The organism is Olsenella urininfantis, from assembly GCF_900155635.1.
Lineage (GTDB): Bacteria > Actinomycetota > Coriobacteriia > Coriobacteriales > Atopobiaceae > Olsenella_G > Olsenella_G urininfantis.
Window position 1 is genome coordinate 575,941 of sequence record NZ_LT732540.1, and the last position, 22,053, is coordinate 597,993.

The 22,053-nt window shown below is 66.4% G+C and carries 19 protein-coding genes; all 19 read left to right on the plus strand.

Annotated elements, in window-relative coordinates:
- Positions 1-264 (plus strand): exodeoxyribonuclease VII small subunit, encoded by a 264-nt coding sequence (locus CZ375_RS02570; protein WP_077597751.1) that lies wholly within the window; start codon positions 1-3, stop codon positions 262-264.
- Between the two features lie 8 nt (positions 265-272).
- Positions 273-1,067, plus strand: coding sequence for a TlyA family RNA methyltransferase (locus CZ375_RS02575; protein ID WP_077597752.1), 795 nt, complete (start codon positions 273-275; stop codon positions 1,065-1,067).
- 84 nt (positions 1,068-1,151) lie between these two features.
- Positions 1,152-1,994, plus strand: coding sequence for an NAD(+)/NADH kinase (locus CZ375_RS02580; RefSeq protein ID WP_077597753.1), 843 nt, complete (start codon positions 1,152-1,154; stop codon positions 1,992-1,994).
- A gap of 5 nt (positions 1,995-1,999) precedes the next feature.
- The gene (locus CZ375_RS02585; protein ID WP_077597754.1) at positions 2,000-3,649 is read left to right on the plus strand and encodes a DNA repair protein RecN; all 1,650 of its coding nucleotides are present in this window, start codon (positions 2,000-2,002) and stop codon (positions 3,647-3,649) included.
- A 135-nt stretch (positions 3,650-3,784) separates the two neighbouring features.
- Entirely contained in the window at positions 3,785-5,443 is a 1,659-nt protein-coding gene (locus CZ375_RS02590) for a CTP synthase (protein WP_077597755.1), read from the plus strand.
- Between the two features lie 2 nt (positions 5,444-5,445).
- Positions 5,446-6,396 carry a tyrosine recombinase XerC gene (locus CZ375_RS02595; protein ID WP_077597756.1) on the plus strand — a complete coding sequence of 317 codons (951 nt, stop codon included), beginning with the start codon at positions 5,446-5,448 and terminating at the stop codon, positions 6,394-6,396.
- 309 nt (positions 6,397-6,705) lie between these two features.
- Complete coding sequence (locus CZ375_RS02600; protein WP_077597757.1) at positions 6,706-7,137, plus strand: division/cell wall cluster transcriptional repressor MraZ; 432 nt, start codon at positions 6,706-6,708, stop codon at positions 7,135-7,137.
- Positions 7,138-7,162: 25 nt separating this feature from the next.
- A complete protein-coding gene (rsmH, locus tag CZ375_RS02605; RefSeq protein WP_077597758.1) occupies positions 7,163-8,128 on the plus strand; it encodes a 16S rRNA (cytosine(1402)-N(4))-methyltransferase RsmH in 966 nt (321 codons plus the stop codon).
- Positions 8,129-8,272: 144 nt separating this feature from the next.
- Positions 8,273-8,767, plus strand: coding sequence for an FtsB/FtsL family cell division protein (locus CZ375_RS02610; protein WP_077597759.1), 495 nt, complete (start codon positions 8,273-8,275; stop codon positions 8,765-8,767).
- 92 nt (positions 8,768-8,859) lie between these two features.
- Complete coding sequence (locus tag CZ375_RS02615; RefSeq protein WP_234966824.1) at positions 8,860-10,563, plus strand: peptidoglycan D,D-transpeptidase FtsI family protein; 1,704 nt, start codon at positions 8,860-8,862, stop codon at positions 10,561-10,563.
- A gap of 21 nt (positions 10,564-10,584) precedes the next feature.
- Positions 10,585-12,039 carry a UDP-N-acetylmuramoyl-tripeptide--D-alanyl-D-alanine ligase gene (locus CZ375_RS02620; protein WP_077597760.1) on the plus strand — a complete coding sequence of 485 codons (1,455 nt, stop codon included), beginning with the start codon at positions 10,585-10,587 and terminating at the stop codon, positions 12,037-12,039.
- A complete protein-coding gene (mraY, locus tag CZ375_RS02625; protein WP_077597761.1) occupies positions 12,036-13,067 on the plus strand; it encodes a phospho-N-acetylmuramoyl-pentapeptide-transferase in 1,032 nt (343 codons plus the stop codon). The genes CZ375_RS02620 and mraY overlap by 4 nt, the downstream gene beginning before the upstream one ends.
- A 10-nt stretch (positions 13,068-13,077) precedes the next feature.
- Positions 13,078-14,508: a UDP-N-acetylmuramoyl-L-alanine--D-glutamate ligase gene (gene murD, locus CZ375_RS02630; RefSeq protein ID WP_077597762.1), complete on the plus strand. Its 1,431-nt coding sequence runs from the start codon at positions 13,078-13,080 to the stop codon at positions 14,506-14,508.
- Complete coding sequence (locus CZ375_RS02635) at positions 14,505-16,019, plus strand: FtsW/RodA/SpoVE family cell cycle protein (RefSeq protein ID WP_077597763.1); 1,515 nt, start codon at positions 14,505-14,507, stop codon at positions 16,017-16,019. Before murD ends, CZ375_RS02635 begins: the two co-directional genes overlap by 4 nt.
- Entirely contained in the window at positions 16,009-17,139 is a 1,131-nt protein-coding gene (murG, locus tag CZ375_RS02640; protein ID WP_077597764.1) for an undecaprenyldiphospho-muramoylpentapeptide beta-N-acetylglucosaminyltransferase, read from the plus strand. Before CZ375_RS02635 ends, murG begins: the two co-directional genes overlap by 11 nt.
- Positions 17,140-17,222: 83 nt before the next feature.
- A complete protein-coding gene (gene murC, locus CZ375_RS02645; RefSeq protein WP_077598733.1) occupies positions 17,223-18,644 on the plus strand; it encodes a UDP-N-acetylmuramate--L-alanine ligase in 1,422 nt (473 codons plus the stop codon).
- A complete protein-coding gene (gene murB, locus CZ375_RS02650; RefSeq protein ID WP_097677371.1) occupies positions 18,645-19,565 on the plus strand; it encodes a UDP-N-acetylmuramate dehydrogenase in 921 nt (306 codons plus the stop codon).
- Between the two features lie 3 nt (positions 19,566-19,568).
- A complete protein-coding gene (locus tag CZ375_RS02655) occupies positions 19,569-20,615 on the plus strand; it encodes a cell division protein FtsQ/DivIB (protein ID WP_077597765.1) in 1,047 nt (348 codons plus the stop codon).
- Between the two features lie 331 nt (positions 20,616-20,946).
- Positions 20,947-22,053: a cell division protein FtsZ gene (gene ftsZ, locus CZ375_RS02660; protein WP_077597766.1), complete on the plus strand. Its 1,107-nt coding sequence runs from the start codon at positions 20,947-20,949 to the stop codon at positions 22,051-22,053.

Here is a 22,053-nt window from a genome sequence, read left to right on the forward strand (position 1 = left end):
ATGGCGAAGCCCGACACAAGCGCGTATAAGACCTTCTCGGCGATCACGGACCGCCTGGACGAGATAATCGATGTCGTGCGCGACAAGGACACCTCGCTCGAACGATCCCTTGACCTGTTCGACGAGGCCATCGCCCTGGGCTCAAAGGCAGTTGACATGGTTGACACCACCGAGCTCACTCCAGAGGAGCGCCTGAGCCTCGAGGGGCCTGCGGACAGCCCCGCGGGCGAGGAGGCTCTTGCCAAGGGCCCCCAGAGGGGCTAGGCAGCCTCATGGCCAGGCGCCGCCGCCTGGACGAGGAGCTCGTCCAGCAGGGGTTCTTCCCCACGAGAGACCGCGCGATGCGCGCGGTCATGGCCGGTGACGTCTCAACCGACGGGCGTCGTCTCGACGCCCCGGGCGAGCAGGTGATCCCCGGCATCTTTCTCCACGTGCGCGACGCACGCGGAGGCTACGTGAGCCGAGGGGGCCTCAAGCTCGAGCGCGGCCTTGACGCATTTGGAGTCAGCGCGAGGGGCTTGAGCTGCCTTGATGTGGGCTGCTCCACCGGAGGCTTCACCGACTGCCTCCTGCGGCGCGGCGCAAGCTCCGTCCTTGCCGTGGACGTGGGCTATGCCCAGTTCGACTGGGCCCTCAGGAACGACGAGAGGGTCCTTCTCCTCGAGCGCACCAATATCGTGAACGTTCCGGGGCAGGGGCGCAGGGCCTGTATCGACCTGGCCGTCTGCGACGTCTCGTTCACGTCCGTCTCAACCGTGCTGCCCGCGGTGCTCGAGCTCCTGAGGCCTGGCGGACGCTTCCTCACCCTGGTCAAGCCGCAGTTCGAGGCAGGGCGTGAGGAGGTGGGGCCAGGCGGCGTGGTGAGCTCGCCCGAGGTCCAGCTGAGGGTGCTCGAGGAGGTCTCGGGAAGCTTCGCTTTGGCAGGTCTCACCCCGCTTGCCTGCTGTCCCAGCCCCATTCGTGGCCACAAGGGAAACCGAGAGTTTCTTCTTCTGGGTGGTTCCACGCAGGATGCGCCCACGCTTGACCTTGCCGCCGTCGTGCGCGATGGTGCGGTCTCAAGATAAGAACACCTGTACTGATTTTGCCACGCACATGTCGTGTGCGTGATACACTGTAGTCATGTTGCCGCCAGCCAAGGAGTGGTGCTCATGAAGGTCCTGCTTGTCCCCAACTATTCGCGTCCCGAGGCAGTGGATGGCGCAAGCCGCCTCGCCCAGTGGCTGGAGGGCGAGGGAGTAGAGGTCCAATGGGCACATGACAAGAAGCTCTTCCCGGGCAAGGTCGTCTCCTGCGAGGGGATCGATCTGGTGGTCTCGCTGGGAGGGGACGGGACCTTGCTGAGGGCTGCCCGCATCGTGGGCTATCGCGAAATACCCCTGATGGGCCTCTCCTATGGCCACCTGGGATTTCTTACCTGCGGAGGTCCCCATGACCTCATCGAGACGGTATCTGCCGCGCTTGCCGGCGAGATGCACGCCTCCCATCGTGCGACCCTGGACGTCGAGGTCGAGGTCGAGCTTCCTGACGGGTCCCGCGAGATGCGGCGCAGCTTTGCCCTCAACGACCTCTCGCTCACCCATGGCGTGCGCGGTGACATGATCGAGTTCGACGTCAACGTCTCCGGGCACCATGTGGACCGCCTCAGGGGAGACGGGTTCGTCATCTCCACCGCCACGGGGTCAACGGGGTATGCGCTTGCTGCCGGTGGCCCCATCGTCACGCCGGAGTTCCATGGCATGGTCTGCGTCCCCGTGGCACCGCACTCCATTCGCGCCCGCGCCTTCCTCACCTCCCCCTCGGACGTGGTGGAGCTCAAGATCAGCCCGGAACGCCATGCCGAGCGGCTGTTCTTCGCAGACGGCCAGCCTTTGGCAGACGGACACAAGGGCGTTCGCGCGCTGGTCAGGAGGGGCCCTGGTGACATTATCCTGCTGGACCGCAGTGCGCGCAGCTTCTACCAGAGCGTATCTCGCGTCTTCTACGGGGAATAGCGCCCATGATCGACGAGCTGCGTGTACAAGACCTTGCCCTCATCCATGATGCGAGCATGGAGCCCGCCCGCGGTCTCACGGTGGTCACGGGGGAGACGGGCTCCGGAAAGACCGCGCTCCTCTCGGCCATCAAGCTCCTCATGGGCGAGAGGGCAGACGCGTCGTCCGTGCGCGAGGGCGCCCTTGGCCTTACGGTGGAAGGCAGGATATTCCTCTCTGACGAAGACCGGGATGGCGTGGTGGTTCGCCGCAGCGTCGCCGGGGACGGCAGGGGCCGCGTGCACGTGAACGGCCACCTCTCCTCGGTGAGAGAGCTGGCCGAGGGGCCAGGCGCCTCCATTGACCTCTGCGGCCAGCATGAGCACCAGCGCCTGCTTCAGCAGCAGGCGCATGTTGAGCTCCTTGACGCGTGGGCTTCCGCCGCGATCCTGGAGCTTCGCGAGGCCTATGCGCGCTCGCTTGACGCGGCCCGCAAGGCGTCTCGCGCACTCGAGCGCGTGCGCGAGATGAGCCGCTTGGCGGACGAGAAGGTGGACGAGGCGGCCTTCGTGCTCAACCGCATTGACGAGGTGTCCCCACGAGAGGGGGAGTACGAGGAGCTTGAGGAGGTTCTTCCCGTGGCGGAGCATGCCGAGCACCTCCTGAGGGTAGCCTCGTCATCCCGCGAGGCGCTCTCTGGCGACGAGGGGGTGTGCGACCTTCTCTCGCGGCTGGTGAGGGAGCTCCAGGATGCAGGCGGCTATGACCCAAAGCTTGGGGGCTATGCCGCGAGCCTGGAGGGCGCGCTCATAGACATCGAGGACGTGGCCGGCGAGCTCAGGCGATACCAGGACGGGGTGGAGCTCGACGAGGAGGGCCTCGCTCGCATGCAGCAGCGCATGTCCCAGCTTCAGGGCCTGCTTCGGAGCTACGGACCCCGCATGCAGGAGGTCTTCGAGCGTAGGGAGGCCGCGCGGGAGCTGGTGTCTGCAGCTCGCGATGGGGGCAAGCGCGTGCGGGCCGCCGAGGAGGAGCTCCGTAAGGCCGAGGAGTCGCTCCTTGCCGCGGCAGACGCCCTCGACGAGGCTCGCCGAAGGCAGGCGCCCCTGCTGGCACGTGCCATAGGCGAGCAGATGTCCTTCCTCGAGATGGGCAGCGCCTCCGTGGAGTTCTCCTTCGAGCGCCTCGAGCGGTCCCAGTGGGGTGCGTCTGGCCCCAGCCGCATCGAGCTCATGTACCGCCCTGCGGCAGGCCTCAGTGCTCGCCCGCTCAGGCGCATTGCCTCCGGCGGCGAGGTGAGCCGCGTGATGCTTGCCTGCAAGGTCGTCCTCGGCCAGGCGGACGGCACCCAGACCCTTGTGTTCGACGAGGTGGACGCCGGCGTCGGCGGCTCCGCCGCCGTCGCGCTGGCCCAGCTCCTGCGTCGCCTCTCCCAGACCCACCAGGTCATCGTGGTCACGCACCTGGCTCAGGTCGCCGTGGTGGGGGAGCGCCACTACCTGGTCCGCAAGAGCCCCGGCTCCACGCCCGAGACAAAGATCGTGCCCATTGAGGCAGACCAGCGCGTGAGGGAGATCTCTCGCATGCTGTCTGGCGATGCGAGCGAGGCCTCGCAGTTGCACGCCCGCCAGATGCTTCGGGACGCACGGGCCGAGGCACAGGAGACCCTCTTCTAGGCGCGGATGCCAAGACGTGTCGCTCGTGTGCGCATTCGGGCCATTTTTGCACAGCCCGCCCTGACCTGCGGGACTGGGTTACCATAAAAACCCGTAGAAGTTGGTCAGTCACTTTTTACGGGAAGGTCTCATGGCATGGCAAAGCACATATTCGTAACCGGCGGCGTGGTCTCCTCCCTTGGAAAGGGCATCACGGCGGCCTCCCTCGGTCGTCTGCTCAAGTCTCGTGGCTACAAGGTCATGATGCAGAAGGCGGACCCCTACCTCAACGTGGACCCCGGCACCATGAGCCCGTTTCAGCACGGCGAGGTCTTCGTGACGGAGGATGGCAAGGAGACCGACCTCGACCTGGGCCATTACGAGCGCTTCATAGACGAGAACCTGACGCGCGAGTCAAACTTCACCACGGGCCTCATCTATCAGTCCCTCATCAGGCGCGAGCGCCAAGGCGACTTCCTTGGCGGTACCGTGCAGGTGATCCCTCACGTCACGGACGCCATCAAGGCGCAGTTCTCTCGCATCGAGGAGCAGACCCAGGCGGACGTGGTCATCACAGAGCTGGGCGGCACCATCGGGGACATCGAGGGACAGTCGTTCGTGGAGGCAATCAGGCAGTTCCGCAAGGATAGGGGCGCAGGCAACACCCTGGTCATCCACGTAAGCCTGGTTCCCTACATCGCCGCCGCGCATGAGGTCAAGACCAAGCCCACCCAGCACTCCGTCAAGGAGCTTCGCTCCATGGGCATACAGCCGGACCTCATCGTCTGCCGCTCGGACCATGAGGTGGACGCCTCCATTCGCGCCAAGATCGCCCACTTCTGCGACGTGGACGAGCGGAGTGTCTTCGAGAACTCCGACTGCGCCTCCATCTACGACGTACCCGCCCACCTGGCCGAGCAGGGCTTCGACCTCAGGGTGTGCGAGAAGCTTGGCCTCGAGGCGCGCGGCTGCGACCTCAGCGAGTGGGAGGCGTTCACAGACGCCTTGCATGCGGCTCAGGAGCGCGCGGACAAGGTGAGCATCAAGGTGGTGGGCAAGTACACCCAGCTGCCCGATGCCTACCTCTCCATCATCGAGGCCCTGCACCACTCGGCCGTCTACTTCGGCCGCAACGTGGACATAGAGCTTATCGATGGCGAGGAGCTCGACGAGGAGGGTGCCGCCCAGAGGCTTGCCGGCGCGGATGGCGTGCTCGTGCCGGGTGGCTTTGGGCTGCGAGGCGTTGAGGGCAAGATCCTCTCGGCACGCCTTGCCCGAGAGAGTCTCCTCCCTTACCTGGGCGTGTGCCTGGGCCTGCAGGTGGCGGTCTGCGAGTTCGCCCGCAACGTCGCTGGACTCGCGGGGGCGAACTCGACGGAGTTTTCCCCTGGCTGCGAGGTTCCCGTCATCGACCTCATGCCAGACCAGGAAGACGTCAGCGCCAAGGGTGGCACCATGCGCCTGGGCGCCTATCCCTGCAAGGTGCTTGGCCCCCTTGCCCGCGAGGCCTATGGGGAGGAGCTCGTCTACGAGCGCCATCGCCATCGCTTCGAGGTGAACAACGCCTATCGCAGGCAGCTTCAGGACGCGGGGCTTGTCATCTCGGGCCTCTCGCCTGACGATCGCCTGGTGGAGATGGTCGAGCTTCCCGAGGACGTGCATCCGTGGTTCGTCGCCAGCCAGGCCCATCCCGAGTTCAAGAGCCGTCCCACCAAGCCCGCGCCGCTCTTCCGCGAGTTCGTCCGTGCCTCCATCGCCCATCACGAGGGCTGCGGGCGCCTTGAGGTTTCGGCTCCTGCCGGCCGCGACGACTAGGCGTGGACCTCACCGACGGCATAGACGAGTACCTTTCCTACCTTACGGTGGAGAGGGGCAGCTCCCCGAACACGGTCGCCTCCTACGGGCGCGACCTCAGGCGCTACTGCGACTTCCTTGAGGCTCGAGGCATAACCGACAGCGATCAGGTCGCTCGCGCGGACATCGAAGCGCACCTCTCGGCACTCGAGAGGCGGGGGCGAGCCGCCACCTCCATCCAGAGGGCGGTCTCCTCCATCAGGGGCTTCCATCGCTTTCTGGTGAGCGAGCAGCTCAGCGAGGTGCAGCCGGCATCTGAGCTGCTGCTGCCCAAGAAGCCCGCCCAGCTGCCCGATGTCATCTCGCGCGAGAAGGCCTTCGAGCTTCTGGAGATTCCCTTTGCGGTGGAGCCCTTGCCCAAGACGCGCAAGGACGGGAGCTTGGATCCTGGCAACGTTGCGGCGTTCCACAGGGACCAGACTATGCTGGAGCTGCTCTATGGCTGCGGCCTTCGCGTCTCTGAGCTCTGTGGGCTCGAGCTCTCGGATATCTATCTGGAGGAAGAGCTGCTGAGGGTGCTGGGAAAGGGGTCGAAGGAGCGTCTGGTGCCCGTGCTGGGCAGTGCTCGGCGCGCACTGGCGGACTACCTCGAGAACTGGCGCCCCGCCCTTGCCGCTCATGGTCGTCCGGGCGGAGCGGTGTTCCTGAGCGCGCGAGGGAGCCGCATCACGCGTCAGGCGGTGCATGGCCTGGTGGAGCGCTATGGGCACATGGTTGGCCTCGACGGCCTGCACCCGCACACCCTCAGGCACAGCTTCGCCACCCATCTTCTGGAGGGCGGCGCCGACCTCAGGATCGTCCAGGAGCTGCTGGGTCACGCCAACATCGCCACGACGCAGCTGTACACCCACGTGGACAGGACGCACCTGCGCATGGTCTACCTTCAGGCTCATCCCAGGGCGGGTCTGGGCTAAGGCCCTCGCATGCGTGTCTTCGATCGATGTGCCAGGGCTCCGCCTCTCGAGGCGGGGCCCTTCCCGTCTTGGACACAGTTCCCACACATTAGCTCTCGCGGGGTCCCATGCCGCTGCCGCGCTCTGGTGCCCAAAACACCTGTTCTCACTACATCTAGTGCCGATGACCCTACAACACTGCGGGCATCGAAGAAAAAAGCAATTAGGTGTCAGAAAGTGTGTCGTCGTGTTGCGATGTGTGTCATTAGATCCTATGATGGACACACGCTTTCGATGGGGAACGTTACCGCAACGCAGAGGGGAGGGGAGATGTACCTGACCGGCAGCTACAGGCACAACCTGGATGCCAAGTCACGTGTCACTCTTCCCGCGTCCTTCCGCAAGCAGTTCGAGGAGCAGCTGTGCCTCGTTCCCGTTGGAAGCGCGATCTACGGCTTCACTCCCCAGAGCCACCAGGAGTGGGTGGCCAGCTTCTTTCCCAACGGGTTTGACCCCCGCAACCGGAAGGACGACAAGCTGCGCCGCGCGCTCGCCTCGAAGACCGTCACGCTCGACCTCGATTCCGCCGGCCGCGTTGCCCTGGGCAAGCTGGCGGACGGAAGCCTCGAGAGGTGCGGGATCTCGCGCGAGGTCGTGATCGTGGGCAACATCGATCACCTGGAGATCTGGGACGCGTCGCGCTACGACCAGGAGATGGAAGAGCTCGACGAGGACCTCGACGGCCTGATGTTCAACGGCTAGGCGGCGCTCAGGGGGTGCGGACGACTTGACAAGCGAATATCGGCATGTACCCGTGATGATCAACGAGGTGCTCCAGGCGCTCGATCCCCAGCCGGGGGAGGTCGTCTGCGACTGCACCCTCGGCGGGGCTGGCCATACCCTGCGTATGGCCGAGAGGATCCAGCCTGATGGGCTCTCCTTGGGCATAGACCAGGACGACATGGCCCTGGCCGAGGCCCGGACGCGTTTTGAGCGCGAGCTTCCTGGGGCGGAGCACCTCTTCCTCAAGGGGAACTTCGGATCCCTTGACGAGCTGCTCGTTGAGGCCGAGGTGCCCGGAGTGGACTGCTTCCTCTTCGACCTCGGCGTCTCCTCGCCCCAGCTTGACATCCCCGAGAGGGGCTTCTCGTACAACGAGGACGCCCCACTTGACATGCGCATGGACCCGGGCAACAACACCCTAACCGCAGCAGAGGTCGTGAACCACTACAACGAAGCTGACCTCGCCCGGATTCTGCGCGTCTACGGAGACGAGAAGTTCGCCTCTCGCATTGCCCACCAGCTGGTGGGGGCCCGTGCGAAGGCACCCGTAGAGACAACGCTCCAGCTGGCCGAGATCGTGAGGTCCGCGATTCCCGCAGCGGGAAGGAGGCATGGGGGACATCCCGCCCGAAAGTCCTTCCAGGCGCTGCGCATCGAGGTCAACCATGAGCTCGAGGTGCTCGACCAGGGTCTTCGGGCTGCGGTGCGCTGGACGAACACGGGTGGCAGGATCTGCGTCATCTCCTACCACTCCCTCGAGGACCGCATCGTCAAGCACATCTTCAGTGAGCTCTCCCAGGGCTGCGTCTGCCCGCCGGACCTGCCGGTGTGCGCCTGTGGTCACGTGCCGATAGTCGAGGTCAGGAACAGGAGGCCCCTCGTTGCGACCGACGAGGAGCTCAAGGCAAACCCAAGGTCGCGCAGCGCCCTCATGCGCGTGGCGGTCAAGCTCGACGTCACGGGCGCGTAGGCAACCCAGCAACACCCATCCCGGGGGCTTGCCCCCGTGCATGGCAAACGCAGCACCAACGACGCACAACGCAGCCCAAACGAACCACCAACGCAGCAGCACGCAGCAAGGTATCGCAAGGCGTGCGCACAGGAGAGGCGCATCATGGCTTACACAGGGTCCGAGGCATATCGCCTCGACTACGGCGCTCAGCAGCGCGCCCGGCAGGAGGACCGGCCCGCGCCCTTCTCCGTCGTCGAGGGCGACGGGCTGGACGCGCGCGCACGCCAGGGCGTCTCCAGGCTCTTCCTCGGCAGGGTGAGCCTCTTCGCGGCGGCGTTCGCCCTCTTCGCGGCGCTCGGCCTCTGCCGCGTGGCCATCTCTGCCGCAACCATCGGATGCCTCAGCAGCAACGGGAGGCTCGAGTCCTCCATAACCGCCGCCCAGAAGCTCAACGGAGAGCTTCAGATGGAGCGCTCGGTCCTCTCGAGCTCGGCACGCATCGACCAGATCGCCACCCAGCTCTACGGCATGGTCTATCCCGTCAGTACGGACAGCATTACCGTCACGTCCGCGGACGAGTCCGCGCAGGGCGGGCAGCCTTCTGCAGATGCTGCGCAGTCTGCGCCTGCAGAAGAGGGCGCCCCTGCGGAGTCGTAGACTCTTCAGACGTGAGACGCAGAGACGAACAGAGAGCCTCCGCACGGAGGGTTACGAGGGGGGCCTCCTACGACGAGGCCCCCCGCGTGCGCATGAGCCGCCGTTCCCGCATGCCGGGCGACGGTCGCAGCTTCTCTGATTCCGCCCACTACCTGACGCTCATCCTTGCCGTGGTGTTGGTGGCGGTCGTTGCCAAGCTGCTGTGGCTGCAGCTGATAGACGCGCCGAGCCTGCGCGACGCCGCTGCGGCACAGCGCACCAGCGCCCTGACCATTCGCGCCAAGCGCGGCACCATCTTCGATCGCGACGGCAACGTGCTTGCCATGAGCGTGGACTGCAAGACCGTCTACTGCAACCCCCGGGAGGTCAACGATCCCAACGGTGCCGCCAAGATCATGGCTGAGGAGCTGGGCGGGGAGGCCGCCGATTACCTTGAGCCCCTCACGCGCGAATCCACCTTCGCCTACATCCGCCGCCAGGTGGACGAGGACAAGGCGGAGAGGCTCAAGAACCGCCTCGAGGCGTCCAAGGTGGATGGCGTCTACTACCTTGGGGACACCAAGCGCGTATACCCCTACGGCTCGGTGGGCGGACAGGTGCTGGGCATCGTGGGGACCGACGGGAACGGCCTCTCTGGCCTGGAGCTCTACTATGACAAGCTCCTCTCCGGCACCGACGGCACCCTGCTGCTCGAGACGGGCGCGGACGGCACGCCCATCGCCGGAGCGCGCTCTCGCACCACCGATGCCAAGAACGGCAGCGACATCGTCATATCCCTGGACATCGACATCCAGAAGGTTGCAGAAGAGACCATCGCCGCGGGCGTGAAGCAGTACGAGGCGGACTCCGGCTCCGTCATCGTGACTGACCCCAGCACAGGCGAGATCCTCGCCGCCTGCTCCACGCCGCTCTTCGACATCACCAACACCTCCGTTATCGAGGAGGGCGCCCTTGACCTCAAGCCCGTCTCGTCCTCCTTCGAGCCCGGTTCCATCTTCAAGCTGCTCACCATGTCCATTGGCATAGAGAACCAGGTCATCAGCACGGACACGCCCTTTACGGTCCCCGCCAAGGTGCGTGTGGGAGACGACATGGTGGGAGACGACGACGGCCGCGACTTCACCATGGTCATGGACCCCCGCGAGATCCTGCGCCGTTCGTCCAACGCGGGGACGGCCCTGGTGGCCCAGTCGGTCATCGGCTCCGACGCCTTCGCGGGCGGCATCCAGAAGTTCGGCATAGGGCAGACCACGGGCATCGACTTCCCGGGCGAGGTCGCCGGACTGGTTAAGTCGCGTGAGCAGTACGATGGCGCAAGCCTGGGCTCCATGTCCTTCGGCCAGTCGCTCGCCCTGCCGTTGGTGCAGATGGTCAAGGCCGTGGGCGGCATCGCCAACGATGGCGTGCTCCAGACCCCGCACTTCCTCATCAGCAGCGCCGGCGAGAGGCAGGAGTGGCCCAGTCCTGGCGTGGCAATCTCCAAGGACACGGCCGACCAGGTCACGGATATGATGCGCACGGTGGTCCAGGAGGGAACGGCCATGTCCGCACGCGTGGAGGGCTATGACATAGCGGGAAAGACCGGCACGGGCGAGCAGGCGGACGACAGCGGCAAGTACCTTGCCTACAGCTTCGTCTCGTCCCTCATAGGCTTCGCGCCCGCGGACAGCCCCCGCGTCCTCGTCTACGTCGGCCTCAATGGCACGCCCTACCTCGCCTCCGGCTCGGCTGCCGTTCTCTTCTCTACAATCATGGGTGAGTCGCTCTCGGACATGGGCGTACAGCCCAGCTCCTAGACGCTCGAGGGAGAGGATCATATGCTCAGTTGCACCGTAGGGGACGTGCTGGACGCCACAGGCGCCCGCCTCGCCCTGGGAGATGAGGGCCAGGCCCTTTCTGGCGTGTCCACGGACTCGCGTAGCGTGGGGCAAGGAAGCCTCTTCGTCTGCTTCCCGGGCGTGCGCGTGGACGGCAACGACTTCGCCGCAGCGGCCCTCGAGTCAGGGGCCGCCGCCGTTGTCATGACGCGCGAGCCCGACGAGGGCGTCCTTGCCGCCGCGCGCACGTTTGACGGCAGCGTCCTCGTCACGCCAGACGCCGACCCCGAGGAGCTCATGCTCTCTCTCGCCGGCTTCTGGAGGGCACGCAACCCCCAGTGGGTCGTGGTGGGTGTGACGGGCTCCGTGGGGAAGACCACCACCAAGGACATGCTTGCCGCGGGCCTTGCCACCCGCTGGCGGGTGCATGCAACTGCCGGAAACTTCAACAACCTCATCGGCTTGCCCCTCACCCTGCTGTCTGCCTCGCCCTCCGACGAGGTGGTTGTGGCCGAGATGGGCATGAACCACGCCGGCGAGCTGGAGCGTCTGAGTCGCTGCGCCCGCCCTGACCTCGCCCTCATCACCAACGTGGGAACGAGCCACATTGGCCTTCTGGGCTCGCGCGAGAACATCGCGCGCGCCAAGGCGGAGATCCTCTCGGGCATGGTCGCGAGCGATTCCGTCGGGCGGGGCCGTCCCAGGCCCTGCCTGGTCCTCGCCGCCGACAACGACTTCGCCTCGCTCATCGAGGGGGAGTTCGCCCGGCCTGCCGGCGTGGATGTGGTCTACGTGGGGTCGTCCCCCTCCTGTCTCGCGAGCTCACGCTCGCTGGAGCTCGACGACCAGGGACATCCGCACTTCACCCTGGCCTTCTCGGACGGCTGGGCGCAGGAGGTCTGCCTGGACGTCCCCGGAAGGCACGTGGTACAGGACTTCCTGCTTGCCATGGCGATAGCCGACCGCCTTTGCACGGACCGCGCCTCCGCCGCCGCCGCCATCGCGCGCATGCCGCGCACCCGCATGCGCCTCGAGGTGGTGAGCGCCCCAGGAAAGCCGCGCATGATCGACGACTCCTACAACGCCAGCCCCAACTCGGTCGCGGCGGCCCTGGACGTCCTCGAGTCAATGGAGTGTGCGGGCCGCAGGGTTGCCGTCCTGGGCGAGGTGGGCGAGCTTGGGGCCGAGTCTGCCCGCCTGCATGGCTACATGGGGGCCTACGCCGCAGGAAAGCCGCTGGACCTACTGGTGCTCGTGGGCGAGGGCGACATCTCCCACACGGAGGAGGCGGCACGCACCATGGGGTTCTCGGAGGACAAGCTCGAGAGGGTCGCAGACGCCGCGCAGGCGCTCGAGCTCATCGCGCCGGTCCTTCGTGAGGACGACCTCGTTCTGGTAAAGGCGTCGAGGGCCGCCGGTCTGGACGCATTCGTCAAGGGGGTGCTTGCCCGATGATCGGCAGTCCCAGCTATCCAACCTACCAGGTATTCGTTGCCGCCGCCCTTGCCGCGGCGGTCACGGGAATCCTCATGCCCGCTTTCATCCGCCTGATGCGCCACGAGGGCGTGGGGCAGCAGATCCGTGCCGACGGCCCCCAGCAGCACCTCGTGAAGCAGGGCACCCCCACCATGGGTGGTGTCGTCATGCTGGTGGGCGTGCTTCTCACCTGCCTGATCCAGGCGCGCTGGAACCTCCCCTTGGTGCTCGCCGTGGTGGTGACGCTGGCGACGGGGTCCCTGGGCCTGCTCGACGACATCGAGTCGGTGGCCCACAAGCGCTCTCTGGGCCTCACCCCCGCCCAGAAGATGGCGGGCCTCCTTGTCATCTCCGTGGCCTTCTGCCTGGTGGCGGTCAACGCCTGCGGCATCGAGCCCGCGGTGAGGTTCCCTGGCGGCCTCTCCATCGACCTGGGCGTCTTGAGCACCAAGCTGACCGTGGCGGGCACGCCCGTCACCATTCCCTGGATCTACCTCCTCTTCGTCTTCATCCTCATGGCGGGGCTCTCCAACGCGGTCAACCTGACGGATGGCCTGGACGGTCTCTCGTCGGGGTGCACCCTGGTGGTCATGGCGGGCATGTCCATGGTGGCCTTCCGCTACAACGAGATCAGCCTTGCCGTCTTTGCCGCGGCCCTCGCCGGATCGTGCGTGGGCTTCCTCTGGCACAACTGCTACCCCGCCTCCATCTTCATGGGGGATACGGGCTCCCTCGCCTTGGGTGCCGCCTTCGCCGCGCTCGCCGTGCTCACCAAGACCGAGGTCACTTCCCTCATCATGGGCGGCCTCTTCGTCTGCGAGGCGCTCTCGGTGATGCTGCAGGTCATGAGCTTCAAGCTCACGGGCAGGCGCATCTTCCTCATGGCGCCCATCCATCATCACTTCGAGAAGCTGGGCTGGAGCGAGACGAAGGTCGTCATTCGCTTCTGGATCGTATCGGCGGCCTTTGTGGCCCTGGGATTTGCGCTCTACTTCCAACTCGGTTAGGAGTCGTTCCGTGCCACAAGCGCAAGCAGCACATGGTCAATTGGGAGACGTCTGCGTTCTTGGCCTGGGCAAGACCGGGACGGACCTCGCGCTCTACCTCAGTGGCCTAGGCGAGGGACGCGTCAGGAGCGTGACGCTTTACGGGGGGACGGGATCTCTCGAGGACGAGAGGCGCGCTGGTCTCGAGGCGAGCGGCATCCGCGTGGTCCTGGGCAGCGAGGAGGTCGAGGGCAGCTATGACCTGGCCGTCTCGTCCCCCGGCATCTCGGAGCTCTCCGGCTTCTTCCGCTCCGCCCGCGCGCATGCGCGCGAGTGCATAGGCGAGCCCGAGTTCGCCTGGCGCGAGAGCCCCCAGAGGTGGCTCGCCGTCACGGGCACCAACGGCAAGACCACCACCACCACGCTTGCCACGGCGATCCTGAGGGAGGCGGGGCTTCCCGCACGCTCCGTGGGGAACATCGGCACGCTCGCAACCGACGCCCTGCAAGACCGAGCCACGGGCGAGTGGTTTGTGGCCGAGCTGTCCAGCTTCCAGCTGGCTGGGGCATACCGCCTGCATCCGCGCGTCGCCTGCCTGCTCAACATCACCCCCGACCACCTCGAGTGGCACGGCTCGCTTGAGGCCTACGCGGCGGCCAAGGAGCGCGTCTTCCAGAACCTCGAGGCAGAAGACCTTGCCATCGTCTCCTGCGGGGACCCATGGTGCCAGGCGGTTCGCACGCGCCTGCTGGGGCGCGGGCTGCGTGTGCTCGCCCTGGCGGAGGAGGACCACCAGGACCCCTGCGCCGCCTTCGTGCGCGAGGGCAGGATGGTCGTGCGCATCGATGGCGAGGAGCGGGAGCTCCTGGGCATAGACGAGCTGCCCATCAAGGGCTCCCACAACGTCCAGGATGCCTTGGCGGCCTCCGCCATGGCTCTTGAGCTGGGCGTTGGCGTCGAGGCGGTCCGTCGGGCGCTTCTTGCGTTCCGCTCCCTCGAGCATCGCATCGAGCCCTGCGGCGAGCATGCGGGCGTGCGCTTCGTGAACGACTCGAAGGCGACCAACACGGACTCGGTGGAGAAGGCGCTCACCGCCTTTGCCGCAGGTCGCATCGTGCTGCTGCTGGGCGGGCATGACAAGGGAACCGACCTCGCCTCGCTGTCGCATGCCGTCGTGGGGCGCTGCCGCGCTGCCGTGTGCTTCGGCGAGGCGGGCGAGAGGATCGCGCTCGACCTAGAGCGCGAGCTCGGCCAGGGCGGCGGCCAGCTTGTCGTGGCACGCGGCGAGCACCTGCGCGACGCGTTCTCGCGCGCGGTGGCCCTCGCATGCCCGGGGGACACCGTGCTCCTCTCGCCGGCCTGCTCCTCCTTCGACGAGTTCGGCAACATGGCTGAGCGCGGACGCCTCTTCAAGGACCTGGTGGCGGCCCTCTCCCTCCCCGAGGGGGATGAGCGCCGATGACGCGCCGGGGCGCGGCAGGCGACAGGCGACGCGCGGCCTCGGGCGATTCGGCCGCCGCCCGTCTCATACTGGGGGTACCCGAGCGCTTCATGAAGCCTTTTCTGGTCTTTATGGCCGCGGCCATCGCTTTGACGCTCTTCGGCCTCCTGATGGTGTACTCGAGCTCCTCGGTCACCTCCCTGCTGAATGAGAGTCTCAACAACAACCCCGCCCACTACCTGACCAACCAGGGCGCCTACATGTCGATTGGCCTGGTTGCCGCCGCGCTGCTCTGCTTCTTCGACTACCACCAGTTCAAGGGGAGGTTTGCCCGGGCGGCCCTGTTGGTGTCCGTGGTCCTCCTCGCCCTGGTGTTCGCGCCGCAGTCCGGGCAGGACGCCTATGGCGCCTCGCGCTGGGTGGGATTCGGCCGCTTCACCATGCAGCCCTCCGAGCTCGTGAAGCCCATCTTCGTCCTGATGGGGGCGCGCCTCCTGGAGGCGTACTTCGGCACGGGAGAGATCACGGGCAGGGACCTCACCCGGTTCGGCGCCCTCGGGATAGGAGTCCCGCTGCTGCTCATCCTGCTCCAGCCCGACAAGGGCACGGTCGCGATCATAGTGGCGACGCTCTTCGTCATGGCCCTTCTGGCCGACTGCCCCAAGGGGATCCTGCTGGGCCTGGTCGCCGTTGCCATGGCGGGCATCATAGCCCTCTCGGTGCTCGACTCCTACTCCCGCGCACGCATCGTCACTGCCTGGAACCCCTGGGCAGATCCCTTTGGGGACGGATACCAGCTCATCCAGGGCTTCTATGCCTTCGGGTCGGGCGGCCTTCTGGGCGTGGGCATCGGTATGGGCAGGCAGAAGTACTCCTATCTGCCCATGGCGCACAACGACTTCATCTTTGCGGTCATCGGCGAGGAGTGCGGGCTTCTGGGCACCCTTGGCGTGCTCCTCGGCTTCGCGCTGCTCCTCTGGGCCGGCCTGAGGATTGCCAAGAACGCCCCAGACCTCGCGGGCCAGCTCATCGCCTCGGGAAGCGTCACCATGCTGGTCATCCAGCTCCTGCTCAACGTCACCGGGGTCATCGGGCTCTTCCCGCTCTCGGGAAAGCCCATCCCCTTCATCTCCTATGGCGGCTCCTCGATCATCGCGACCCTGCTGCTGGTGGGGCTGGTCGCGTCCGTGTTCAGGCAGTCCGTCCGCGCCTTCTCGGAGAACGACGAGAGGAGACGCGACTGGATTGTGTCCGAGGCGGGGAACGTTTGGGTGGGACAGCCGTCGGAGGCTGGGGAGCCGACATCTCGCTCTCAGCGAGGGGCCTCGCAGGCCGCCGGGACGACCTTTACCGTCCTGGGCGGCGGCCAGGGGCAGGAGGCTCCGCGCGGCCGCAGCGTCCGGGACGCCTCGGGCAGGCGGCGCATAGACCTTGGGCCCAGCGCAAGTGATAGGCTCAGGACAAGAAACGAGGGACCGAGGGTGCGTGGCGCACGTGACGCGGGCACGAGAGGGGACAGACGTGGCAGATAGCTTGAAGGTGGCCATAGCCGCAGGCGGGACGGCAGGGCACATCAACCCGGCGCTTGCCCTGGCGGAGGAGCTCTCCGCACGTGGACATGAGCTGAGCTTCTTCGGCCAGCCCACTAGGCTCGAGTCAAGCCTGGTGCCCCAGGCCGGCTTTGCCTTCCAACCCATCGACGTCACCGGCTTCGACCGCTCGCGTCCCTGGACCCTGCTGTCCGCCCTGTGGCGCATGTGGAGAGCCGAGCACGCCCTCGACAGGCTCTTCTCCCGGCAGGGAGCCCCTGACGTTGCGGTGGGCTTCGGCGCATACGTGGAGCTTCCCCTCATGCGTTGGTGCCACGCGCATGGCGTCCCCTTCGTGATTCACGAGCAGAACTCCGTCCCGGGCCTCGCCAACAAGACCTCCGCGGGCCAGGCGGCCTGCGTCTGCGTGTCTCTCCCCGTTGCCATCGACGCCTTTCGCGACCGCGTTGGCGCGCACACCCAGATCGTGGTCACGGGCAACCCCGTGCGTAGGAGCGTCATCTCGGCGAGCAGGTCCCAGGGTCGCCTGGCCCTGGGAATTCCCGAGGACGCGGACATGCTGCTGGTCTTTGGTGGGTCCCTGGGCGCCCGCCACATCAACCAGGGCGTCTTGCGCCTGAAGGACGAGCTTCTCTCGCGCGAGGGCCTCTACGTGGTTCACTCCACGGGCAAGGGGGAGTACGACTCCGTCGTCGGCGAGCTCGCCCTCACCGACGAGGAGGCGCGGCGCTGGAAGGTCCTTCCCTACATCGACAACATGGGCGAGACGCTTGCCGCCTCAGACCTCGTGCTCAGCCGTGCCGGTGCCTCGTCCATTGCGGAGATCGCGGCCCTGGCGCTCCCTAGCGTGCTGGTTCCCTACCCCTTCGCCACGGCAGACCACCAGACCACCAACGCCCGCTATCTTGTGGACGCCGGCGCCGCCGTGATGATAGCCGACTCCGACATAGACGAGGAGTCCTTCTCGCAGGAGCTTCTTTCCCTGGTGGACGACCCCAGGTCCAGGGAGGCCATGCGCGCGGCCGCACGCGGCCTTGGCCAGGACAGGGCCGCGTCTGCGCTCGCAGACCAAGTGGAAAGTGCCGTCCTGCTGGGGGAGTAGCCCGGCGTTACGCTAGAGTAGGGGGAGGCCTCGCCGTGGCGGGGCCTCCCTTGTTGTCACTTCAGGAGAGGATGCCACACACCATGGCTGACAATAGCACCAGCGGCTTCTCGAGCGCCCATTTCATTGGCATCGGCGGCGCGGGCATGAGCGGCATCGCCCTCGTTCTGCACGAGCGCGGCTGCAAGGTAACGGGCAGCGACCTCAAGGCCTCCAGCTACGTCCGCGACCTCGAGGACGGCGGCATCGAGGTATACATCGGTCACAGGGCCGCAACCATTGACGAGGTCTCGCCTGACGTGGTCGTCACCTCCTCCGCCGTCCCCGAGACCAACCCCGAGGTCATACGCGCCCGCGAGCTGGGCATCCCCGTCTGGCCCCGTGCCAAGATGCTCTCGGCCCTCTCGCAGATGGCGACCACCGTGGCGGTGGCGGGCACGCACGGCAAGACCACCACGTCGTCCATGGTGGCCACCATGCTCGACCACCTGGGGATGGACCCCTCCTTCCTCATCGGTGGCGTCGTCGAGGAATACGGCACCAACGGCCGCAACGGCAAGGGCGGCTACTTCGTCTGCGAGGCGGACGAGTCCGACGGCTCCTTCCTCTACCTTGACCCCGACGTGGTCGTGGTCACCAACATCGAGGCGGACCACCTCGACCATTACGGCAGCCTCGAGAACATCGAGAAGACCTTCTGCCAGTTCATGGACCTGGTGGGAGAGTCCGGCTGCATCGTGATAAACGGAGACGTGCCTCACTACGTGGAGCTTGCCGACTCCTGCGGGCGCAGGGTGGTCTCCTACGGGTTCGACGAGTCCTGCGATTACGTCTGCACGCCCCACGAGGTCGGTCACGGCCTCTCCAGCCGCTTCTCGGTCACCAGCCCTGCCGGCACCTCCGCCGAAGTCACGATCAAGGCGAATCCCGGCAGGCACAACATGGCAAACGCCACGGCCGCGCTCGCCGTGGCGGATGTGCTGGGCTGTGACCTCGCCTCCGCGGCAGAGGCGCTCTCCAGCTTTGGGGGCGCCCACAGGCGCTTCACGCACGTTGGCGACATAGACGGGATAACCGTGGTGGATGACTACGGCCATCACCCCACAGAGATCAGGGCGACGCTTTCCGCAGCTCGCGACCTGGGCTTCTCTCGTATCGTCTGTGCCTTTCAGCCGCATCGCTACAGTCGCACCCAGGCCCTGGCCGACGACTTCGCCGCCGCCTTCGACGACGCGGACGTCCTGGTGGTGACCGAGGTCTTCTCTGCCGGCGAGACTCCCATCCCGGGCGTCTCGGGCAAGAACGTCGCCCATGGGGTGGAGAGGCACGGGGGGGTCAAGGACGTGAGCTTTGCCGCCACGCGCAAGGAGCTGGTGAGCAGGCTTTGCGACACCTGTCGCGAGGGGGACCTCCTCATCACGCAGGGTGCCGGCGACATCACCGCCATCGGGCCGGCATTCATCGAGGCCATGAGGGAGCGCGGCCAGGAGGGCCAGGAGGCCTAGTTGAGCGCATTCAACGCATACATGGCCCTTTCGGGGGCCTATGACGCGGATGTGGTCCGCAACGAGAGGCTTTCGCTCAGGACGAGCTACCGCATCGGGGGCCCTGCGGACCTCCTCGTGACCGTGCACAGCTACAAGGCGCTTCTCAAGACCATCGAGGTGCTGTCGCGCGAGAAGGTCGAGTGGGTCATCCTGGGTCGCGGCTCCAACGTGCTGGTCTCCGACGAGGGCTACCGTGGCTGCGTGATCAAGCTCGGCCGCGAGTTCTCACGGGTTCGCCAGGACGAGGACGGCGCCATTGTTGCCGGCGCCGGCGCCAATCTCTCGAGCCTGGTGAGCGAGACCCTCTCGCGCGGTCTCTCGGGCCTTGAGTTCTGCGCGGGCATCCCAGGCTCCGTGGGAGGCGCCCTTGCCATGAACGCAGGCAGCCGCCACGAGTGGATGGGCGGCCGCGTCACGAGCATGGTGACCTTGAGGCCGGCAGAGGGCCTGCGTCGCTGGAGCGCGCACGAGCTGGAGTGGGGGTATCGCTGGACCTCGCTCCCCACGAGCGAGATAATCCTCGAGGCAAGCTTCGCGCTTGTCCCCAAGGGCAAGGAGGCCGTTGCCTTCGAGATGGAGCGTCGCATGGCCAGCCGTCGCCAGCGCCAGCCGCTGTGCCAGCCCTCCTGCGGCTCCGTCTTCAGGAACCCTGGCGACAAGTCTGCCGGTCGCCTGATCCAGGACTGCGGGCTCAAGGGATATCGGGTGGGTGGCGCACAGGTCAGCGAGTTGCACGCCAACTTCATCATAAACACGGGGTCGGCGTCCGCGCAGGACGTGCTTGACGTCATGCGCCATGTGCATGACGTCGTGCTGGAAGCCCAGGGCATTGACCTCCTGCCCGAGCTCAAGTGTCTTGGGTTCGGGGCGAGAGCCTAAGCCATGGCCACCAGAAGACCAACCAAGAGGACCTCGCTTCGCCCGCAGGGACAGCCTGAGGCAGGCGGTCGCAAGCGCTCGACCGTGCCGGCATCGGCCCCTGCCGCCCAGGCTAAGCCGGGCACGTCCCGGCGCATGGGCGGCATCATCGGCAAGGGGGCCAAGCGCCCTGCCGCCCCTAGGCCCCTGGCCGCCCCCCGCACGCGCCGCGACTCCCAGGAGGCGACGGGAGAGCGCCCCGTGCGCGAGCTCCCCATAAAGGGCATCCTCGTGGGCGGCATCGTGGCCGCGGCCGCCGCCCTCGCCGTCCTGCTCGTGGTGCTGGTCCTCTCCTTCACCCCCGTGTTCACCATCAGCTCGCTTGAGGTGGAGCCCACCGAGCATGTCACGGCCGAGAGCCTCTCTCGCCTGGCCGCCATAGAGCCTGGCACCACGCTCCTCAGCCTGGACGAGGCCGCCGTCACGTCCAGACTGCGCAAGAACCCCTGGGTGGGCGAGGTGAGCTACAGCCGCCTCTTCCCAGACAAGCTCAAGATCGAGGTCCAGGAGCGCAAGGTTGACTGTCTGGTTGCCATGGGCACGGGCAATGTGGTCTGGTGCCTGGGCCAGGACAACGTCTGGATCGAGCCGATTCCCGTGAGCGTGGGGGAGGGGAACTCCCTCTCGTCTGCCGCGCTTGCCAAGGCCCAGGAGATGGGCGCACTCCTGGTCACGGACCTTCCTGTGACGGTGGCTCCCATGGCCGGAAGCCCCGCAACGGACGCGGTCATCTCTGCCGTGCAGTCCTACCGCTCCGAGTTCTCCGATGCGCTCAGCGCGCAGGTTGTGAGCTACTCGGCGGCGAGCGTCGACTCCATCTCCTGCACCCTCAGGAGCGGGGTGGAGGTGTCGCTGGGAGGCCCCAGCTCCATTCGCGAGAAGGAATCGGTCATCGAGTCCGTCCTCACGCAGCATGCCGGCAAGGTGACCTACATCAACGTGCGCGTGCCCTCCAAGCCGTCCTACCGCATGATCGACTCGGACAGCGTCCAGGCGGGAAGCGTGGGCTAGGGCTCCAAGGTCGTATCCTTTGCCCTCAAAACCCTCGATGTGCACTCAAAGGATTCGTCTTTCCTAGACAGATGAGTCTAGCTGGGCATTTCATATTTACGACAAAACTGTTGACGCAGGATTGCAAACTGTGCAAGTATTGCACGCTTTATGGAAGGCATAGGGTTCTACCTGAGGTTTAGGGTTTTATCGCACGCCTGGGCGGCTTGCGGAGGACCCCCAATCGCGGGAAAAACGAAGTCTAATCGCAAGACTGGCCGTCTCGTCACAAGCCGTCCCTGCACGTGGGGAGCAGCGGTGTCCCGAAGGCGCCGCAAAACAAGGAGGAACCATGATCGACAACGACATCCCCAGCAACTACATGGCCGTCATCAAGGTCGTTGGCGTGGGCGGCGGCGGCACCAACGCCGTCAACCGCATGATCGAGGAGGGCATCCGCGGCGTCGAGTTCGTGGCCGTCAACACGGACGCCCAGGCCCTCGCCATCTCGGATGCCGACATCAAGGTCCACATCGGCCAGGACATCACCCGCGGCCTGGGCGCCGGCGCCAACCCCGAGGTGGGCGCCGAGGCGGCCGAGGACTCCCACGACGAGATCAAGCAGGCGCTCGCTGGCGCGGACATGGTCTTCATCACCGCGGGCGAGGGCGGCGGCACCGGCACCGGGGCGGCCCCTGTCGTGGCGGACATCGCCAAGAACGACGTGGGCGCCCTCACCGTGGGCGTCGTCACCAAGCCCTTCTCCTTCGAGGGCCGCCCGCGCACCAACCGCGCCACGGACGGCATCCAGACCCTCTCTGACAGCGTTGACGCCCTGATAGTCATCCCCAACGACCGCCTGCTGGACCTTTCCGAGAAGAAGACCTCCTTCCTCGAGGCCTTCCGCATGGCGGACGACGTCCTGTGCAAGGGCACCCAGGGCATCACCGACCTCATCACCGTCCCCGGCCTGATCAACCTGGACTTCGCGGACGTCTGCACCATCATGCGCGGCGCGGGCACGGCCATGATGGGCGTGGGCACCTCCTCGGGCGACAACCGTGCTATCGACGCCGCCGAGGAGGCCATCTCCTCCCGCCTGCTCGAGAGCTCCATCGACGGCGCAACGCGCGTCCTGCTCTCCATCGCAGGCAACAAGGACCTGGGCATCCAGGAGATCAACGACGCCGCCGACGTGGTCGCCAAGAACGTCGACCCCGAGGCCAACATCATCTTCGGCACCGTCGTGGACGAGAGCCTGGGCGACCAGGTGCGCGTGACGGTCATCGCGACCGGCTTCAACGACGCCAACGTGCAGCAGCCCCTGCCCACCCTGGGCGTGGACCGCGGCCGCAGCAGCCGTCCCGCCCCGGCTGCCCCCGCGCGCAGCACGGGCAGCACGAGCTCCAACGACAAGGAGTTCGACATCCCCGAGTTCCTCAAGCACAGCCGCATCTAG